Source organism: Tumidithrix helvetica PCC 7403, assembly GCF_965232925.1.
Taxonomy (GTDB): Bacteria; Cyanobacteriota; Cyanobacteriia; order Pseudanabaenales; family Pseudanabaenaceae; genus Tumidithrix; species Tumidithrix helvetica.
In genome coordinates this window covers 1-19,416 of record NZ_CBDDRA010000029.1, presented here as the reverse complement: position 1 = coordinate 19,416, position 19,416 = coordinate 1, and the positions used below count along the sequence as shown (strand labels likewise).

Here is a 19,416-nt window from a genome sequence, read left to right as displayed (position 1 = left end):
GTACGAAAGATATGACAGGTTTTATTAGGGGTTTATTCAATAAAAAGAAAGCAGATAAAACAGAGACAACTGTTTCATCAAGCGTGGAGTCTCAAGATTCAAATGCCTTTTTCTTAGATGCTGATTCGGCTAAGACTTACGGGGATATTGACTACATGCGTACAGCCAAGAGTGTGAAAAAATCCTTCCCTAAAATGGGAAATAGTACCGAAGGGGCTGAAATGATTGAAGCAGTCTCTTCTATGGAGAAATCAGAGCTTACGGGTGGTGAATCGGTTACCTATTCCTCTAAGAAGGAAGCTGAAGCGCCTACAGCAAGCGATCGCCGTACGATCTCTTCGGACACAAGCATGGACATGTTCCGCAATATGGCGAAAGATATCAAGAAAAAGTAATCTAGCCGAGAATTCCTAGCCCCCTCACCTCACCAGTAGGGGGTTTTGTTTTGCTTAGGATTATGAATTAAATTACCTGCAATTCTAGGCACTAAGAGGCATTGGTTAAAGTTCCGATTACTTTCAAAAAATTACACTTTAATCAATCTACGATCCTTAGCCAATTTCGTCCTTACAGCTCCGCAATGCCCTATCCGTAAAATTAACTGGTAACTTGGAATATATAGAACAGCCGATGAGGTCTATATGTCTTTCAGTAATTTCAAAAGTCTGGGCTTAACCGTCAAAGAACTGCAAGTGATTTATTCAGAGGCAAGTTTTGTGTCTGGGGTAAAATTTCCCGTCTCTGACTATTTTCGCCAAGACCTAGAATATGTAATGCGAGAGGGAGTCGTGAACAATTCTGAGTTTGCCATTTGCGAGAACATGATTTATCCCATTCTCAAGGAAACTTGGAAGCCATATAGCAGCATATTTACATTGTGGAGTCATCAGTTGTTAAGTTTCGATGATATTCTCTCTGGATTTCCAGAATATATTTTGGCAAGGCGATCGCCCTTTGGGAAGGTTGTGTTTGACAAGCCTTATTTGCTCCTCGTTGAGGCAAAGCAGGATAATTTTGATTGGGGTTGGGGTCAATGTCTTGCCGAAATGGTTACTGCACAGAAATTGCATAGAGAAACATCGATCGCAATCTTTGGCATTGTCTCTAATGGCATCACGTGGGAATTTGGTAAGTTGGAAGCAAATAGCTTTACGCACCATCCAGAGCCTTACAGTATTTTTGACCTAGAAAAATTGTTTGCTGCTGTCAACTATATTTTCCAACAATGCGAGACTCAATTAGCTGCTTACCTCAACGCGGCTGCTTGATAATGTGCGATCATAACCCGTGCAAACTTCTTAGGGAAATCGATTCACTTGGGGGCTGAGAGCCAGCACCCAATCGCAAAATGTTAAATTTATGGAATATTTACAGGCATTTATCCTTGGAATTGTGCAAGGCATTACAGAATTTTTGCCCATCAGCAGCACCGCCCATTTACTCGTTTTCACAAAAATCTTAGGTTGGGAGCAGGTTGGTGAGAAAACCTTTGTAGACGCAATTCAACTCGGTAGTGTCTTTGCTGTAGTTTTATATTTCTGGCTAGATATTCGCCACATTGTCATGGGCGCGCTTACCGCCTATCGCGAAAAAGATTGGCAAAAAGAAGAGTGGAAGCAGATCGTTGGCATTGCGATCGGTGCTTGTCCAGCCTTGATCGTGGGCTATCTATTTAAAGATGTGCTACCCAAGAGCATTCTAGTCATTGCGATCGCCTCGATAGTGATGGCATTGATCTTAGGGGCAGCAGAAAAGTTTGGCTCTCGCAAGCGGGGCTTTGATTCTTTACAAATTCAAGACGGGCTCCTGATCGGGCTGGGGCAAACCCTAGCATTAGTTCCAGGCGTGTCGCGATCGGGCTCAACCCTGACAACGGCATTATTTTTAGGGCTGAAGCGAGCCACCGCCGCAAGATTTTCGTTTTTACTAGGTATCCCTACGCTCACCGTGGCAACGGTATACGAGTCCTATAAGGTTTTAAAAGATCTCAAATCCTTTGGCCCATTGGTGGTCGGAATTGTTTCATCTTTTATATTTTCATATCTTGCGATCGCCTTTTTGATGCGCTTCCTTAAAACCCAATCTACATGGGTCTTTGTGTTTTATCGCCTCCTGTTTGGAAGCGCGTTGCTTTTATGGGTTGCTTTCGGTAAGGTTTAATTTCAAAAACGCTAAATTTAAAACCATTGCAGTAAGCTAAACCTACATTCGTAGGTGGTATTTGTAGCTGGCATTTTTATTAAGCGTGCAAAAAACTTATAGCAATCCTAAAAGAGTTGTAATTAATTTGTAGCTGGCATCTTGCCTGCCTGTGCCGAAGCCCGTACTACGTTCATAAACAATTTATAGTACTGGGATACATTCATTAGGTAGAAATGCATATTCAGTTTAAGTAAGTCTGAATAATTCTAGGCATTCAATTTAGACCTAGTTACAATGTCTGAAGTTAGTGGGTAGGTAATTAAACTGATTATTTGTAAGTATGCTAAATCTTGAAAATTTTCCTTGGCTGACTTTCACAATTATCTTCCCGATAATTATGGCTCTGCTGATCCCCCTCGTGCCTGACAAGGGGGATGGCAAGATAGTTCGGTGGTATTCATTAGTCGTCGGTCTGATTGACTTTTCGGTGCTGGTTTACGCCTTTTGTACCAAGTACGACTTCTCTAAACCAGGGCTACAGCTATCAGAAACCTATGCTTGGGTGCCACAGATCGGTCTAAATTGGTCGGTGGGCGCTGACGGTCTTTCGATGCCCCTGATCTTACTTACTGGCTTTATCAGCACATTGGCAATCTTGGCTTCTTGGCCCGTAACCCTCAAGCCGAAATTATTTTATTTCTTGATGCTTGCCATGTTTGGTGGACAGATTGGTGTGTTTGCCGTTCAGGATATGCTTCTGTTCTTCTTTATGTGGGAACTAGAACTAATCCCTGTCTATTTGCTACTGTCAATTTGGGGCGGCAAAAAAAGGTTATATGCAGCCACTAAATTTATTCTCTACACCGCAGGTGGCTCTCTCTTCATCTTGGTAGCTGCTTTAGCCATGGCATTTTATGGTGATGTCCCCACCTTTGATATGAGAGCCCTAGCTGCCAAAGACTATCCTCTCACCTTCCAACTCTTTGCCTATGCTGGCTTCTTGATTGCCTATGGGGTGAAGCTACCAATTTTCCCTTTACATACTTGGTTGCCAGATGCTCACGGTGAAGCTACAGCTCCTGTTCACATGTTGCTGGCAGGTATTTTGCTGAAGATGGGCGGTTATGCGCTCATGCGGATGAATGCTGGCATGCTTCCTGATGCCCATGTTTACTTTGCGCCTGTTTTGGTGATTTTGGGGATAATTAATATTATTTATGCGGCCCTCACTTCCTTTGCCCAGCGCAGTTTGAAACGCAAGATTGCCTATTCATCAATCTCACACATGGGATTTGTCTTGATTGGGATTGCTTCCTTTACCGAACTAGGAACCAGTGGCGCAATGCTCCAGATGATCTCCCATGGTCTGATTGGAGCCAGTTTGTTCTTTTTGGTAGGAGCTACCTACGATCGCACCCATACGCTGATTTTGGATGAAATGGGCGGGGTCGGTCAAAAAATGCCCAAGATCTTTGCCATGTTTACGACTTGCTCTCTGGCTTCCCTAGCTTTACCGGGCATGAGTGGATTTGTCGCCGAAGTGATGGTCTTTGTGGGTTTTGCAACCAGCGATGCTTACAGCGATACATTTAAAGTGGTAGCGGTGATCTTGGCAGCCGTAGGTGTAATTCTCACACCCGTGTATTTGCTATCAATGTTGCGTGAAATCTTTTACGGAGCAGAAAACAAGGAACTCATTTCCCATGAAGAACTAATTGATGCAGAGCCACGGGAAGTATTTATTATTGCTTGCTTGCTCGTACCGATTATTGGCATTGGTTTATATCCTAAGCTGATGACACAGGTTTACGATGCAACCACATCAAGTCTGGTAGCAACGCTACGTGCGTCTATTCCAGCTTTAGCCAATAAACCCCAAGGAAGTCCTTTAGGATTTTTGCAACCTAGCTTGACTCATAATGTAACGTCTCTTGTTGCGCCCGATCTCTCGAAAATAGAATAAAGAAAGAAAAGAAGGAAACTAGAGAATAGCTTCTCTTTATACCCCCACATGGGGGTATTTTGCTTTATTTCACATCGATTGATTTAGCCGATTCACTGACAGCATGTAGGGGCACTGCCCCTTGTCTGCCGCTACATGCGAATCAACCTAAATCAATATTGAGCCTGGGGCATAAATTCCCTGAGAGATTGCTCGATCGACCAGAGAATTCGCGCCAATAATCGTGTTTGCTGGAATATTCGCATTTGCGCCGATCTTGACGCGATCGCCAATGTAGCAAGGAGATGCTAATGTCGCTTGAGGGTTGACTTCCGCCGTCTTAGCGATCCAGATTCCCCGTTCGGTGGACTCATTGGATTCGGAAAGTCCAAAAGGCATCGCTCCTTCTAGAATATCCACATGAGCTTGACAGTATTTTTCTGGGGTTCCCAAATCCATCCAGTAACCATCCCAGACAAACCCCATCATCTTCAAACCCTGAGATAATAGATTCGGAAATACCACCCGCTCAAAGCTCAAGGGTTCTCCTACGGGATAGGTATCAAAAATGTGAGGTTCCAAAATGTAAGTTCCCGCATTGATCGTATTGATGCCTTGCGCCAAAAATTCCACCGCTTGTTCTTCGGTTGGCTTCTCTCTAAATGCTTGGACTCGATCGCTTGGGTCTAACTCAACCAAACCAAAGGGGGTGATGTCTGGAACTCTTTTTAGCGTGAGCGTGGCATCAGCTTGATGTGTTTTATGGAACTTAATTGCAGCGTTTAAGTCTAAGTCTGTCAGAATATCAGCGTTAAAAACAATCAGAGACTCGCCTGTCAGGTAAGGTTCTGCCAATTTAATCGCACCTGCTGTATCTAAAGGAGTAGATTCTTCGATGTAGCGAATTTTTACACCAAAGCGATCGCCTGTTTCAAAATAATCTGTGACCTGTTGGGCTTGATAATGCACATTCAGCAAAATGTCGTAGACTCCTGCATCTCGGCAGCGATCGATCATCCATGCTAAAAATGGTCGATCTAAAAGAGGTAGCATTGGTTTAGGACAGCCATAAGTCAAGGGTCTTAGGCGTGTTCCTTTGCCTCCGGCAATAATGATCGCTTGCATAGTTATTGGCTTGCAGTATATGTTACTAGTGTGAATTATAGAATTAGGTTGTGTTGAGTGACGAATAGACCTAGGTCAGAACAGCAAACTGGAGGTCAGGGTATTACGCCCCTGCAAACAGTTCACACCCTCAAGCAGACTCCTCAGTCGCCGATTGAATCCCTATCCTCCCAGTCAATTCAACGACCCATGCCGCAGCCAGCCATAAAGCCTGTTGAGCCATCTACGCAATCAGATTCGGGATTAACCCCCTTTGCTGAGGCGAAAACTGAAGCCGCATTCATCCCTAATTTTTCACCACTAGAACAAAATCCGTCTAATCAAATAAAACCCAAGCAACGCAAGATTCCTTGGGGGAAAATTACACTTACCACCATCACCGCGATCGCAGTCAGTGGGGGCATTCTTTTAGCAAAATTTGTCCCAATCAATAATCTGGACTGGATGGGGCTGCTCAAGGGACGTAACCCCGAAGAAGTCTTTGTTGAAGCATTGGGTCGCAAACTAGATCGCCCCTTGCAAATTTTAGTCTTAGGGATCGATCGCGTCCCTGGGGCTCCCCTCGATTCGCCAGAATCTTTTAACGGTCGCAGCGACACCATGTTATTGATTCGGTTTGACCCCTACGATCGCTCTCTCACCATCCTCTCTATCCCTCGCGATACGCAAGTACCCATCCCCGGCGCAGGACGCACAAAGATCAATGGGGCAAATGTTTATGGTGGGGCAGCTTTAGCCAAATCAACGGTGTCCGAGACACTCAATGATGTCAATATTGACCATTATGTCCGCATTGATACATCAGGCTTGGTCGATCTAGTTGATGTCTTGGGTGGCTTGGAGGTGAACGTTCCCAAGCGCATGCGCTATGTCGATAAGACGCAAAAACTTGACATCGATCTTTACCCTGGCGTGCAAGTGCTGAATGGCAAACAAGCGGAGGGATTTGTGCGATTCCGCCATGACGAAGAAGGGGATATTGGGCGGATTAAGCGACAACAAGTTCTGTTAAAAGCGCTCAAAGCCAAATTAAGTAACCCAACCCTCGTCCTAAAACTCAACGATCTGGTGACAGTGCTGCGGCGACATGTGGATACCGATCTGAGCTTTGATGAAATGTTGGCACTGGGGACTTTTAGTCTCAGCCTCAAACCCAGCCAAGTTCAATCTTTCACCTTGCCCGGTAGACCGAGCGACCCGAATGAGTTTCGCTACAGCTATTGGATTACCACGCCCGAACAGGCTGCCCAAGCGATCGACGGCAAATTTCAGGTCAAGCGTCAAGACAATTCAAATAGCCAGCCAACAAATTAACGTGAATTCGGGATAAGGGTTTTGGAGCAACCTATTGGGTGTATAAGGAATCTGGGCGAGCACTGGGGCATCGCCCCTACAGAAATTGGGTAGGAGTAGCGACCTTATACTGGCTGAATTACGGTTAGTCTCCGATCCCGATCTGCGGCAAAGGCAAAACAGGCTTGGATGTCTGCTTTTTGTCGCATACTAGGTTAGTAATATTCAGTCACAATCCACAGTCATAAATTTGCTATGGCAACGATCAATAGTAACTATCTCAAACTCAAGGCGGGTTATCTTTTTCCAGAAATTGCTCGGCGGGTAAATGCATATGCCGAAGCAAATCCTGATGCCAAAATTATTCGGTTGGGCATTGGCGATGTCACAGAGCCGCTTCCTGAAGCCTGTCGCGCGGCAATGACGCTAGCCGTTCAAGACATGGGCGATCGCGCTAGCTTTAAAGGCTATGGACCAGAGCAAGGCTATGCTTGGTTGCGAGAGAAAATTGCTGCCCATGATTTCCAAGCGCGAGGTTGTGCGATCGATGCTTCGGAAATTTTTATCTCGGATGGCTCTAAGTGCGATTGTGGCAATATTCTCGATATTTTTGGTCATGACAACGCGATCGCGGTAACTGACCCCGTTTACCCCGTGTACGTAGACACGAATGTGATGGCTGGTAATACAGGGGAAATGAATGACAAGGGCGAATATGGTGGCTTAGTCTATTTGCCAATCTCAGCGGAGAATGACTTTGTCGCCGAGATTCCCTCTGAGAAGGTTGATTTGATTTATCTCTGCTTCCCTAACAACCCTACAGGGGCTACCGCTACGAAGGAATATCTCAAGGCGTGGGTTGACTACGCTAAATCACACGGCTCGATTATCTTTTTTGATGCTGCCTACGAAGCCTTTATCACCGATCCAGAGCTGCCCCACTCAATTTATGAGATAGAAGGAGCGCGAGACTGTGCGATCGAGTTTCGTTCCTTCTCAAAAAATGCAGGCTTTACTGGAACTCGTTGCGCGCTCACCGTTGTGCCTAATACACTAACAGCCAAAGCCTCTGATGGTTCGGATGTGGAACTATGGAAACTCTGGAATCGTCGTCAATCCACGAAATTTAACGGAGTCTCTTATATTGTCCAACGAGGCGCTGAAGCGGTCTATTCTGAAGCAGGACAGGCGCAGATTAAGGCATTGATCGGTTTCTATATGGAAAATGCCAAGATTATACGCGAACAACTCACCGCCGCAGGATTGGCAGTCTATGGTGGCATCAATGCCCCCTATGTTTGGGTAAAAACGCCCAATGGCTTATCCAGTTGGGACTTTTTTGATAAGTTGCTGCAAACAGTAAATGTGGTGGGAACTCCCGGTTCTGGTTTTGGCGCCGCAGGGGAAGGCTATTTCCGCATTTCCGCATTCAACAGCCGCGAAAATGTAGAAGAAGCAATGAAGCGAATTCTTGATAAGTTGAAGTAAAGAACTCCATATTTTCTCTAACGTAGCTTCTAAAATTAGTTAAGGGCACCTCTATTAATTAACGTCGGTTCGGGATAAGAAAACCTGAAATGCTATACATTCCAAGGATCCCCCCCAGCCCCCCTTGCAAAAGGGGGGAGAACTCACTTCACAGTAAGCTTGCCGATCTAACAACTTTCTCAGGGGGAAACTGTATCATGGCATGAGCGATCGCAGCCGAAAGACAAACCAAAAATTTGCATTTACTGATAGCAATGCTTAATCGTTGACAGGCAAAATCCATTATCCTTATGCTTAATTTACTCAAGGTCGCAGGGCAGATGCAGGGCATATCCGAACAGTTGCAAAAAGAAGCCAAGCAACTCGCAGATAAGCTCAGTCGTGCTGAAATCTTATTTCAAGCCGCGATCGCGAACCAAGCCAAACTCACCCAACAACGCCAACAATGGAGCGATCGCCTCGCCTTTAACTGTGCGGAGCCAATGGAATCTTTGCAGGAAATTCGAGCAGTTCCACCGATGGCTTCTCCCCATACGGTTCTGGCTACGGATGGTTCTCAGATTGCGCCTAGTCGTCACGAGATTGCCTATTGCTACTTGATTAATGTCGGTCGTGTGGCACTACACTATGGTTCGGGGGCATTTCCTTTGCTGGATAGTGTGCCTGAAGTCTATTACAAGCCTGAAGACCTTTATGGTGCAAGGAAGTGGGGAATTCAAACGGAAGAATGGATGACATTCAAACGTACTGTTGCCGAAGCGATCGCTCTGGCAGAGCTGGCGGAAGCCTCACTGCCAACACCAACAGAATCAACCCATGAAGTATATCCCACATTGGCTTTGAGCGATGGTTCGTTAATTCATTGGGAACTCGATCCCCTCCCCAAAGAAGCAAGATCTAAGATTCTACCTGACATTCTCTCCTCATGGGAGCGATTGCGAAACGCTGGTATTCCACTCGCTAGTTATATCAGTTCGCCTCGCACCGTAGAATCGATCAATTTCCTGCGGCTTCAGGCTTGTACCTTTGCACAGCCAGACTGTGCTACCCATTGTGCCAACAAGCTTTTAGATAACGTGCCCTGCAGTCAAGTTCAGCCCCTGCGAGATGCGACCTTATGGAACAAACTGCTCCAGCCAGGAGAATGCAGTCCTCTCTGGCACAGTCACGCACCGATTTTGCAGGAATATGGCGACCACGACATCTATTTTTGCTACCTCCATGTCGGTTCTGAGGTGGCAAGAATCGAAATGCCTGCTTGGACAGCCTTAGACGAACAACTCAGACTGCGATCGCTTTCGCTGATTTTGGCACAGGTACAAAAGGGTTATGGCTATCCTGTAGCCTTGGCAGAAGCTCACAATCAGGCGGTGGTGACGGGAAGCGATCGGCATCGGTTCTTTACGCTGCTCGAAAAAAAGATGATCGAGGCAGGGTTGCGCAATGTTTGTACTTCTTACAAGGAGGCTCGCAAGCGGGGAAGCATTGCTTAAGAACAAGGTAAATAATTGCTACAATCTTTATGTATGGAGCTAGGTCGTCTTGGAGGGAGTTCCCGATGGTACAAGCACAATCTGAAACAATTACACTACAGCAGTTTTTATCCCAACCTGAAACAAAACCTGCGAGTGAGTTTATTGATGGTCGGGTGATTCAAAAAAATATGCCGCAAGGGAAACATAGTAAGTTGCAAGCAGAACTTGTTTTTCTGCTTAACACGATATTGAAGCCAAAAGCGATCGCTTTGGCTTTTCCAGAACTGCAGTGTACGTTTGGTGGGCGCTCTATCGTGCCTGATGTTGCGGTTTTTATTTGGGAACAAATTCCTAGTGACGAAAACGGAGAAATCTCTAATTCTTTCTATCTTGCCCCAGATTGGACAATTGAGATTCTTTCTCCCGACCAGAGTCAAGCAAAAGTCACAAAGAATATTCTGCATTGCTTAAAGCACGGAACTCAGATGGGCTGGCTAATCGATCCCGATGAAAAAGCAGTGTTTGTCTATCGTCCAAAGCAAGAAATTGAGGTATTAGACGAGCCTGAGACAGTTCTTCCCGTACCACAATTTGCCAGCGATCTAAACTTGCTGATCGCAGATTTATTTGCTTATTTGCGGAAGTAAAACCGAGAGTCTAGCCTTGGCTTTTTAGAAAAATTATTGCGATTATTCTCAATAGCACTACTTCGTTTTGGCTTTGCGATCGCGATCGCAGGTAGAGGACACTATGATTCCTCTTTTGGATAATCTCTCGAATTGGAGCAACACAAACTGAGAAAGATTTATTCTCTCAAATTTGAAGGTGAGGTTAGATCGTATTGGTTAAGCTAGCCAAATACTACGGATCGCGTCTGCGATTTTCTTAACAGGTTCTAAAAGCGTAGCAGCTTTGCTGATTACACCTTGAAAAGCATCCAGCAAAATTGGGAGCATTCCCTTTTTTTGTGTGGGTTCTTTCGCTGACATTTCACCAATTTGATTGAGGTAATCAAGGGCTTTCTGCTTTTCTACTTCGCTCAATTCTGATGAAGTCTCCACCGCCTTTTGCAGTTGCTCTAGGAGATCGGATAGTTGCGGCGCTTCGGGTTGGTTGGTTTCGCGCAGTTGTTGAATTGTATTGGTGACAGTGCCGCTAATGTCGCGACCAGCTACACCTTGTTGATCTTTGCCAATAACGCCTTGGTTATTATCGCCAACAACAAAAACATCACCGCCTGCTTGATTTTGTTTATTTGTCATGGTGTCACTAAAAGTAGAGTTGGGTGCGTAAAGTAATCTTTGCTGTCCGAGTTGATTAGCTTGATGATAAACCAAATTTTGCAGATATTGAGAAGTAGGTCGTTCTTCAAGTTTTGCCATCGCTACAGCTAATTGTTTTTCTAGTTCAGCTCTTTCTAGTTTGTTTTCTAAATCGATGCGATCGAGTTTTTGCTGAAGTTCCCATACTTGATGGCGCGAAGCCTCTAATTGCTGATGTATTGCCTCATAGTCTTGGGTAAACTGAGCGTGCATGGCTGCTTTGGGAGCATTTGGAACTGTATTTAAGCGAACCAGTCGATCTCCATCACCAAGATCTTCTACTGCTTTAAGGGAAATTTCCATGTCACCATACTCGTCCTTCAAGTTATTGAGAGCAAAGTCGAAGGCTTGCGAATCGATGCCATTGCGAAAGAAAAAATCTAAGCTTTTGGTAGACTGAGTGACAAGCTTGGCGAAATCACCTTGCTCAAAAGAACCGCTTGCTGGTTTGCGTTCTCTTTTGAACATGTCAAGAAAGATATAGCTACAGAAAACATTTGTAAAGATTGTTTCGGAGGTAATTGCCCAATTTTCGATACAAACTCCCGTCAGATTAGCACTTGTAAAATCGGTTCTAACTGCTTGGACATTGCTAAGGTCTGCATTTTCTAAGTCTGCTTGACTTAGATTAGTTCCATTGAGGTTTGCAGCGGTTAGATCTGCCCCGCAAAGGCTAACTCCTGTTAAGTTCATACGAGAAAGATCGTTAAAACTAAAATTTTGATTGTTGCCTATTCGGGAAACGCATAGTTCTCTCACGAGCTGATTGTCAAGATAGCCTGAAACCTTACACTGCATAAAACATGCATATGTCCAGTCTGTTTGAATCAGGTTAGCACCCCTAAGGTCACAGTTTTTTAAGGTTGCACCTATAAATTTAGCATTGGTAAGTGTTGCTCTTCTGAAAGAAGTCCCAGTTAACTTTTGAATCCTTTTAAACTTTTCTCCGAAAGCAAAATATGTAGCTCCAAAAAGCCAAAATGTATATATAGAATAAGTAAGTCCCCATGTGACATTTCCTTTAGTAAATTCTTGTCCAGCAGATCTCAAGTAAATTGAACCGAAAAATGCGCTTAACAGTCCCAATAACCCTTCCCATGAAATCTCAGACTCATCTTTATAGCCCACTGTATATAAAGTTACCACCCCCATAACCATGCCGAAAATCCCATACATAATAGTAAAAACTACAAAACCTGAATCTGGATTATTGTTGGTCAAACTTAAAGAGACAATATAACCCGATACTACAATCGTAATAATAAGAAATACAAGCTCACCATCAAACGCCATAAGTAGCTGTTTACGGCTTTTTCCTGCTGTTACTCTAGAGAAATCTGCACCTTCTAAATTAGCGTTGCTAAAGTCGCAACCCCGTATATCAGCTTTCCGAAAATCTGCGCCAGCAAGGTCACACCCCTTAAATGAACGATTTCGCAAATCTTGATTAGAATAATCTCGCGGCTGGGTCATAGGTTCAAAAGCTTGACACTAAATGAAAGCCAAAGATTCACTCCTGAGTGAGTAGTTGATTGAGGATTGGAAGTTGACGATCTCGTTTTATGTGGGAAAGAAAAGCTATCTATTTGCTAGGACATTCAGTTACAGCTTTTTGAATCCAAGGGCTGATTTCTTGGCTAAAAGCCGTGAACGAAGGTTTAAAATATTGCGATTTGAGGGGTTGATGGTCGGGGTGTTCTGCACCAATTTCTTTGACGACCTGTGCTAAGTTTGCGATCGCTTTCACATAGCCCGATCGCACCGATTGCAACACTGGGTTTGAGAGGTTCGCATTCTCAAGATCTCGCACAGAAACATTGAGAATTTCTACCATCTGATCGGCATTTTTAAAATTTGAGGCTTTCACCAAGGTCTGAAGCGAAGTTTGCAGAACTTTGCACTCTTCCGCCGTATCCGCAGAGGGAGTTGTTTGGGCATAACTGGGAGTAATGCCAATCAGAAGCGCCGACAACGCACTCAAAACAAACACAAAAAAAGCAGCGAGACATGGATTTAGAGATTTCATTTTTAGTTATTTAGGTAGTTTATTTAGGTTAAGAGCACCGCAGTAGGGGCAATTCATGAATTGCCCCTACTGCGGCATCAGAATCAAGCACTAAAATATCGGGCTTCAGGATGGTAGGCAATCAGAGCCGTCGTCGATTCTTCAGGGCTGAGCTGTTCGCTTTCATCCATCAACATGCCAATCCGACTGGCATCGAGTAAATCGAGCAACTTGTACTGATCCTGCATATTCGGACAGGCGGGATAGCCAAAACTATAACGAGAACCGCGATAGCGTTGGGCAAGCACATCACGAATATTATCAGGATCTTCCGCACCAAAGCCTAACTCTCGGCGAATTCTCGCGTGCGTCCACTCGGCAAGAGCTTCCGCCATTTGCACTGCCATGCCGTGGAAATAGAGATAGTCCGTGTACTGATTGGAGGTAAAGAGACTTTGGGCGAATTCCCTCGCTTTATGTCCCATCGTCACAGCTTGCAGCGGCATCACATCGATCGCACCCGTAGACTTGTCAGCATAAAAATCCGCAATACAGAGACGACGCAGCGATCGCTGTCTGGGGAATTTAAACGAAGCGATCGGCTGAAGATTTTCGTGCGTCCCTTGCTGCGAATGAGTTTGGGCTTCCTTGAAGTCATAGAAATAAACGTGCTTGCCATCGGCTTGCACGGGGAAGTAGCCATAAACCAGCGCTGGCTCCAACAAATTCTCGTTAAGAATGCGTTGTTTCCAAGTTTCTAAAACGGGATAGACTTTCTCAGCAAGGAAGGCATCATATTCCTCTCGCGATTGGTCTTGGGGCTTGCGGAATTGCCACTGCCCAGCGATCAGGGCTTGCAGATCGAGATACCAAAATACCTCTTCTAAAGGAATTTCCGCCGCCGTGAGAATCTGCGTTCCCCAGAAAGGCGGTGTGGGACGAGGAATGTCTAAAGCGATCGCTTCGGAACGATTCGTATCTTCAGGAATATCCTCCTTGATTTTGGGAGCAACCTCTGCAATCTCTTCACGTTCCTGTACTTTAGGGAGAGATTTATGCCCATTTCCATCTAAAAACCCTTGGTGATGATCCCATTTGCCTGCGGCTTTGGCTGGCATATATTCATCCAAGAAGTGCAGATCGGAGAAGGCATCTTTGCCATAGACCACCTGACCGTGATAGGCACTTTGGCAATCCTCATAGACAAATTTGGGTGTGAGCGCTGCCCCACCAAGAATCACAGGAACGGTAATCCCTTTTTGATTAAAGGCAACGAGGTTCTCTTTCATAAACGCAGTAGACTTCACCAGCAATCCGCTCATGGCGATGCAGTCAGCCTGATGCTCCTCATAGGCAGCAATGATATTATCCACAGACTGCTTAATGCCGATATTCACGACCTTGTAACCATTGTTCGAGAGAATGATATCGACGAGGTTCTTACCGATGTCATGCACGTCACCCTTAACCGTGGCAATTACCACCACCCCTTTATTAGAGCCTTCCACCTTCTCCATAAACTTCTCTAGATGGGCGACCGCCGCCTTCATCGTCTCCGCCGATTGCAGCACAAAGGGCAATTGCATCTGTCCCGAACCAAACAGATCGCCCACCACCTTCATGCCATCCAAGAGGAAGTTGTTGATGATATCGAGGGGAGCGTAGAGTTTCCGCGCTTCATCTAGACGTTCTTCTAAATTGACGCGATCGCCATCGATAATATGCCGTTTTAATCGCTCTTCGATCGGTAAGTTAACATCTTCGCTCTTGTCGCGTTTGGTCGTGACTCCCTCAAATAGCGTGGTGAATTCGCCCAAGGGGTCATAGGTGCAGATATCGCCATCAAATTTACGTTCGTCATAAACCAACTGTCGGGCGACTTCCAATTCCCTTGGCTCGATGCGACTGAGAGGCAAAATCTTGCTGGCATTGACGATCGCGGCATCCATTCCTGCTTTTTGCGCCTCGTGTAGAAATACGGAATTTAATACCACCCGTGAGGCGGGATTCAAGCCAAATGAGATATTCGAGACACCAAGAATGATGTGACACTCTGGCATTGCCTCTTTGATTCTGCGGTTGGCTGCGATCGTCTCCGCCGCATTGCGCCGATCTTCGGCAATCCCCGTGGAAATTGGCAAGGCTAGCGTATCAAAAAAGATTTCATAGGGTGGAATGCCATACTCTTTAGTTGCCTTGTCATAGGCGCGTTTGGCAATGGCAAACTTGCGATCGGCCGTCCGCGCCATGCCCTCTTCGTCAATTGTACCGATCACCACGCCCGCCCCGTAGGTCTTGGCAAGTTCTAGCACCTTACAAAAACGAGGTTCGCCATCTTCGTAGTTGGTTGAATTCAACAAACACTTACCACCCGCCAGTTTCAAGCCCGCCTCCATCTTCTCCCATTCCGTCGAGTCCAACATCAGAGGAATCGTCACATTCGTAACGAGTCGAGATACCAACTCATGCATGTCCCTCACGCCATCTCGTCCCACATAGTCAACGTTGACATCGAGAATATGTGCGCCTTCTTTAACCTGCGATCGCGCTAGGGCAACCAAACCATCCCAATCCTCGGCATTCAATAAATCTCGACATTTCTTGGAGCCACTCGCATTCAGTCTCTCTCCCACAATCAAGAAGGAATTATCTTGTTCGTAAGTTTGAGAACTGTAAATCGACGCTGCCGAAGGTGTGTAGTGATTCTGTCGTTGTTTGGGTTTAAATTCTGCCGCAAGGGAGGCAAGTTCTTGGATGTGATCGGGTCTCGTACCGCAGCATCCGCCAATCACCTGTACGCCTAAATCTTCGACAAAATGCTTGAGATGTTCTCTGAGGTCAGCCGGAGTAAGTTTGTAATGGGCTTTGCCTCCCACATTCTCAGGTAAACCCGCATTGGGAACACAAGACACGACAAAGGGGGAATGTTCTGCCAAATAGCGAATATGCTCGGTCATTTTGTCGGGGCCCGTGGCACAATTCAGACCCAAGACATCAATTTTATAGGGTTCCAAAATCGTTAGAACGGCACTGATATCCGTACCCACGAGCATGGTTCCCGTCGTTTCCATCGTCACCGATACAACCAGGGGTAGCCGTTCGCCCCGCCGCTGGAATACTTCCTCGATCGCATTGAGCGCGATCTTGATCTGAAGTACGTCCTGACAGGTTTCCACAATGAGCAGGTCTACGCCACCATCGCAAAGCCCCTCGATCTGCTCGATAAAGGACTGCTTCATCGTCTCGAAATCAATGTGCAAGAGCGTAGGAAGCTTGGTTGTCGGCCCAATCGAACCTGCGACAAAACGAGGCTTCTCAGGAGTAGAAAATTCGGCTGTGACAGATTTTGCTAATTCTGCGGCTTTTTTGCTCAGCTCATATGCCCGATCCGCCAAGTCGTACTCAGCCAACACGATCGACGTACCGCCAAAGGTATCGGTCTCGATCACGTCAGCCCCCGCCGCCAAAAAGTCCCGATGCACCTTCGCCACGGCAGCAGGATTGGTTATTACCAGATATTCATTGCACCCCTCATACTCTGCCCCACCAAAGTCCTCTGCTGTAAGGTTTTGAGTTTGCAGATTTGTTCCCATTGCCCCATCAAATACAAGTACGGGGCGATCGCTGCTATGAAGACGTTCCAGAAACAGGTTACTCATGGTGACAGTATGCAAGGTAGTAGGTAAGCAAAAAGCGTGAAATCACTGAGTTTCATTATATATTTTGATATGTTTTATTTGGTGAAATCAATAATTTGGCGGGTTTTGGAATTTAAACCTTGATTTTCATATTCGTAAAAACAGCGATAAGACTGGCTGGATAGGAGCTAACAGGATGGCAACATTAGTACAAATCTCACAAATTGAGACTTTGCCTGGACAGAGCACAATTTTGCATGACATTAATTGGCAGCAATTTGAGGCAATTCTAGAAGATTTAGGAGAAAAACGCGCAGCAAGGGTTGCCTATTTTGATGGAGTCTTGGAGATTGAGATGCCTTTACCCGAACACGAAAAAGTCAAGGTACTTATAGGAGACTTTATTAAAGCGCTCCTCGATGAGATGGAAGTTGACTTTGAGCCTTTTGGCTCTTCGACATTCAAGCGTATGGACAAACAAGCAGGCTTAGAACCTGATGACTGTTTCTACATCCAAAACAATGTCGTCATGCGCGGAGCTAGAAAATTAGATTTATCCATCGATCCTCCTCCAGATTTGGCGATCGAAGTCGATGTGACTTCCAAAACAAAACTTGAGGTTTATCAAGCGATCGCTGTCCCCGAGCTTTGGATCTATCTAGACCGTAGCTTAAAGATTTACTTGCTTCGTAATGGCGAATATATTGAGTCTTCCTTAAGTCCAACCTTTGGCAATCTTCCCGTTCGTGAGGTAATTCCACAATTTATAGAGCGCACGTTTCAAGAAGGTCGAGGTGCGGCATTTCGAGCATTTCGGGCTTGGGCAAAACAAAATTTGGCAAAATTATAGATTGTGACAGAGTTTCGTTTCGTAATTGATGAGGTGCAAAACATCAAGAATCCCAAAGCTGCCCAGACCAAAGCAATTCTCAAATTAGAGGCAAAGCATCGCCGTTCGCCTCGCCTCGACAGCGTATACGGCGATCGTTCAACAGTAGTGGCATGAGTTAGCGCAGCGTAACGCATGAATCACAGATATCAATAAATCAAAAACCTGCGTTACATTTCATTAGCGAAGCCTATAAAACAGGCGATCGCAGGGCTTTATTATTATTTGCTAAAATCAACGTGACCAAGCTGTGAGCAGAAATATCATGCAAGCAACTGTAACTGAAACAGAACAAGAACTAGAACCTCAAATTCATCTTTGGTCGATCTCTGACTATCACCTAATGCTCGAGGCGGGAGTTTTGGATGAGGACGATCGCGTAGAACTGTTGGAAGGCAAAATTGTTTGTATGAGTCCACAACGACCATTTCATGCGGCAAGCGTGCAACGCAGTGCTAATTATCTTTACGAAATGTTGATGGATAGGGCTTATATTCGCGCACAGTTACCTGTGACATTAGGCAATGATTCTGAACCAGAACCAGATATTGCTGTTGTTAGGCTTGATGAGAATGAATATTCCTTTAGACATCCTGAAGCCCCTGATATTTATCTGTTGATAGAAGTTGCCGATTGGACTATCTCAAAAGATCGCAAGCAAAAAGCGCGTATTTATGGCAAAAATCAAGTTTTAGAATATTGGATTCTCGATTTGCAAAAGCGACAAGTTTACATTTTTCGTCAACCAGAGGATGGAAGCTATCGTGAAGAATTGATTTTGAATAGCAATGATACTGTGACTATGCAAGCTTTTCCCGATGTGGCGATCGCTTTAGATGGTTTGTTTGCGATCGCACAAATCTGAGTGCAGTCGCTTGTTAGGCAGGCTATGAGGACTTAAACGCTAAACTGAAACCAAGCTCAATACATACTGCTTTCTCGATTTCTTCCCAATAAATTTCTTCTAAAATACCTTGCTTGTTCTTGATTCTCTGAGCATCTACAGCTCTCATTTGACTTAAGTTTAAGTTTCCGTTAGGCATTTAAACCATCGCCCACCGCAATATCCCAAACAGAAATTTCTTCTTGGAACTCTGGGTCACTAGCCTGATCTTTATAAGCATCTTCTAGCTCTTTCATGAAAATCCTTCTCTTCTCTTGCAAGAGGATATCATTTATAAAGCTGCTACGATTTTTTGCTAACCGATCTACAAAATCTAGAACCTCGTCATCCAAGGTTATACTGACTTTCTTACTCATGGCTGTAAGTTGCCTGCGACAGTCTGGTGGGATTATTTTATCGTACTATCTTATCCTACATTGACTGTCAATGACGCTGCCGCTGAGAGTGGTAGTCCCCGATCAAACAACAGTTTCATGGCGATTAGGGAGTTTAATGATGCGATCGTCCAAGTAGGAGGAGACAAAAATTAGGGCTTGTCGGAGATCTTCTTCCTCTAGTTCTGGGAACTCCTGATGTAATTCTTCCCGCTCAGTATAAGTTGCCAATAGTTCTATCACCCGACGAACAGTAAGGCGAAGATTACGAATGCAGGGTTGCCCATTCATTCGCTTCGGATTGGTTGTAATACGATCTAGTTTCATTGGAGTAATTCTATTGCTTCATTATCATTTTAACCTTTGGCAAGGGTAAGCAAAGATGTCTGTGGACTCGATCTAAAGAAATTCTTGTGGCAACTTCAAGATAAGCTGCCATATCTTCTTGCGTTTCTAGAGGCTCTGCTGTATCCCAAAGATAGGTTGGAACTTTGTTCAATAGACAACCAATGATTTAAACCACTGCGAATAGAGTTCAGTCTCGCGAATTTCAATCATATTTTAAGTGTTTCCCATAGGATACGGAAAAAAAGCAATAAGAAAACCTGCTTAACTACTTTCATTCATACAAAAACAAGGTGTGTTACATTTCATTAACGCACCCTACAAGATCGGCTCCCACCGACAACCTCTATTCCGTCCGCTCCAATGATGTTATGGGGAGACGAAAACAATCAAGCCGAGGAGACGACCATGCAACGAGTGATAGATTCATGTCCACTAATATATCGCATCGCTCCTTACATCAGACAAAGTATA

17 protein-coding genes and 1 pseudogene are annotated in these 19,416 nt (G+C 45.0%); 11 read left to right on the top strand and 7 right to left on the bottom strand.

Annotated features, from left to right (window positions below; all coding sequences use genetic code 11):
* Nucleotides 1–11: 11 nt before the first annotated feature.
* From ACP2WE_RS21230 to ACP2WE_RS21215, 4 genes are all read left to right on the top strand, one after another.
* A complete protein-coding gene (locus tag ACP2WE_RS21230; protein ID WP_425217528.1) occupies nucleotides 12–395 on the top strand; it encodes a hypothetical protein in 384 nt (127 codons plus the stop codon).
* 246 nt (nucleotides 396–641) lie between these two features.
* Nucleotides 642–1,268: a hypothetical protein gene (locus tag ACP2WE_RS21225; RefSeq protein WP_425217527.1), complete on the top strand. Its 627-nt coding sequence runs from the start codon at nucleotides 642–644 to the stop codon at nucleotides 1,266–1,268.
* A gap of 91 nt (nucleotides 1,269–1,359) precedes the next feature.
* On the top strand, nucleotides 1,360–2,160 hold the full coding sequence (locus ACP2WE_RS21220; RefSeq protein WP_425217526.1) for an undecaprenyl-diphosphate phosphatase: 801 nt from the start codon (nucleotides 1,360–1,362) through the stop codon (nucleotides 2,158–2,160).
* A 322-nt stretch (nucleotides 2,161–2,482) separates the two neighbouring features.
* Nucleotides 2,483–4,105: an NAD(P)H-quinone oxidoreductase subunit 4 gene (locus ACP2WE_RS21215; RefSeq protein WP_425217525.1), complete on the top strand. Its 1,623-nt coding sequence runs from the start codon at nucleotides 2,483–2,485 to the stop codon at nucleotides 4,103–4,105.
* Nucleotides 4,106–4,252: 147 nt separating this feature from the next.
* Here ACP2WE_RS21215 and ACP2WE_RS21210 read toward each other — a convergent pair whose 3' ends face one another.
* Nucleotides 4,253–5,209, bottom strand: a complete 957-nt coding sequence (locus ACP2WE_RS21210) for a nucleotidyltransferase family protein (protein ID WP_425217524.1) — start codon at nucleotides 5,207–5,209, stop codon at nucleotides 4,253–4,255.
* Nucleotides 5,210–5,266: 57 nt separating this feature from the next.
* Between ACP2WE_RS21210 and ACP2WE_RS21205 the strand changes: the two genes are divergently transcribed.
* The 4 genes from ACP2WE_RS21205 to ACP2WE_RS21190 all read left to right on the top strand — a co-directional run bounded on the left by ACP2WE_RS21205 (nucleotide 5,267) and on the right by ACP2WE_RS21190 (nucleotide 10,112).
* Entirely contained in the window at nucleotides 5,267–6,523 is a 1,257-nt protein-coding gene (locus ACP2WE_RS21205) for an LCP family protein (protein WP_425217523.1), read from the top strand.
* Nucleotides 6,524–6,757: 234 nt separating this feature from the next.
* A complete protein-coding gene (locus ACP2WE_RS21200; RefSeq protein ID WP_425217522.1) occupies nucleotides 6,758–7,990 on the top strand; it encodes an LL-diaminopimelate aminotransferase in 1,233 nt (410 codons plus the stop codon).
* 290 nt (nucleotides 7,991–8,280) lie between these two features.
* Nucleotides 8,281–9,483, top strand: coding sequence for a DNA double-strand break repair nuclease NurA (locus ACP2WE_RS21195; protein ID WP_425217521.1), 1,203 nt, complete (start codon nucleotides 8,281–8,283; stop codon nucleotides 9,481–9,483).
* A gap of 65 nt (nucleotides 9,484–9,548) precedes the next feature.
* Complete coding sequence (locus ACP2WE_RS21190; protein ID WP_425217520.1) at nucleotides 9,549–10,112, top strand: Uma2 family endonuclease; 564 nt, start codon at nucleotides 9,549–9,551, stop codon at nucleotides 10,110–10,112.
* A 198-nt stretch (nucleotides 10,113–10,310) separates the two neighbouring features.
* Here the strand turns inward: ACP2WE_RS21190 and ACP2WE_RS21185 are convergent, their stop codons facing one another.
* From ACP2WE_RS21185 to metH, 3 genes are all read right to left on the bottom strand, one after another.
* Nucleotides 10,311–12,260 carry a pentapeptide repeat-containing protein gene (locus ACP2WE_RS21185; protein WP_425217519.1) on the bottom strand — a complete coding sequence of 650 codons (1,950 nt, stop codon included), beginning with the start codon at nucleotides 12,258–12,260 and terminating at the stop codon, nucleotides 10,311–10,313.
* A 109-nt stretch (nucleotides 12,261–12,369) separates the two neighbouring features.
* Nucleotides 12,370–12,813: a hypothetical protein gene (locus tag ACP2WE_RS21180; RefSeq protein WP_425217518.1), complete on the bottom strand. Its 444-nt coding sequence runs from the start codon at nucleotides 12,811–12,813 to the stop codon at nucleotides 12,370–12,372.
* A gap of 83 nt (nucleotides 12,814–12,896) precedes the next feature.
* Nucleotides 12,897–16,451 carry a methionine synthase gene (metH, locus tag ACP2WE_RS21175; RefSeq protein ID WP_425217517.1) on the bottom strand — a complete coding sequence of 1,185 codons (3,555 nt, stop codon included), beginning with the start codon at nucleotides 16,449–16,451 and terminating at the stop codon, nucleotides 12,897–12,899.
* A gap of 175 nt (nucleotides 16,452–16,626) precedes the next feature.
* On the opposite strand from metH, the gene ACP2WE_RS21170 reads away from it, so the two are divergent.
* From ACP2WE_RS21170 to ACP2WE_RS21160, 3 genes are all read left to right on the top strand, one after another.
* Nucleotides 16,627–17,280 (top strand): Uma2 family endonuclease, encoded by a 654-nt coding sequence (locus tag ACP2WE_RS21170; protein WP_425217516.1) that lies wholly within the window; start codon nucleotides 16,627–16,629, stop codon nucleotides 17,278–17,280.
* Between the two features lie 3 nt (nucleotides 17,281–17,283).
* Nucleotides 17,284–17,436: a hypothetical protein gene (locus tag ACP2WE_RS21165; RefSeq protein WP_425217565.1), complete on the top strand. Its 153-nt coding sequence runs from the start codon at nucleotides 17,284–17,286 to the stop codon at nucleotides 17,434–17,436.
* Between the two features lie 148 nt (nucleotides 17,437–17,584).
* Nucleotides 17,585–18,184 (top strand): Uma2 family endonuclease, encoded by a 600-nt coding sequence (locus tag ACP2WE_RS21160; RefSeq protein WP_425217515.1) that lies wholly within the window; start codon nucleotides 17,585–17,587, stop codon nucleotides 18,182–18,184.
* A 22-nt stretch (nucleotides 18,185–18,206) separates the two neighbouring features.
* Here the strand turns inward: ACP2WE_RS21160 and ACP2WE_RS21155 are convergent.
* The 3 genes and pseudogenes from ACP2WE_RS21155 to ACP2WE_RS21145 all read right to left on the bottom strand — a co-directional run.
* A pseudogene (locus ACP2WE_RS21155) lies at nucleotides 18,207–18,350 on the bottom strand (type II toxin-antitoxin system PemK/MazF family toxin); the annotation flags it as partial.
* 4 nt (nucleotides 18,351–18,354) lie between these two features.
* Nucleotides 18,355–18,579: a type II toxin-antitoxin system MazE family antitoxin gene (gene mazE / locus ACP2WE_RS21150; protein ID WP_425217514.1), complete on the bottom strand. Its 225-nt coding sequence runs from the start codon at nucleotides 18,577–18,579 to the stop codon at nucleotides 18,355–18,357.
* A 102-nt stretch (nucleotides 18,580–18,681) separates the two neighbouring features.
* The gene (locus ACP2WE_RS21145; RefSeq protein WP_425217513.1) at nucleotides 18,682–18,924 is read right to left on the bottom strand and encodes a DUF433 domain-containing protein; all 243 of its coding nucleotides are present in this window, start codon (nucleotides 18,922–18,924) and stop codon (nucleotides 18,682–18,684) included.
* Nucleotides 18,925–19,416: the final 492 nt, after the last annotated feature.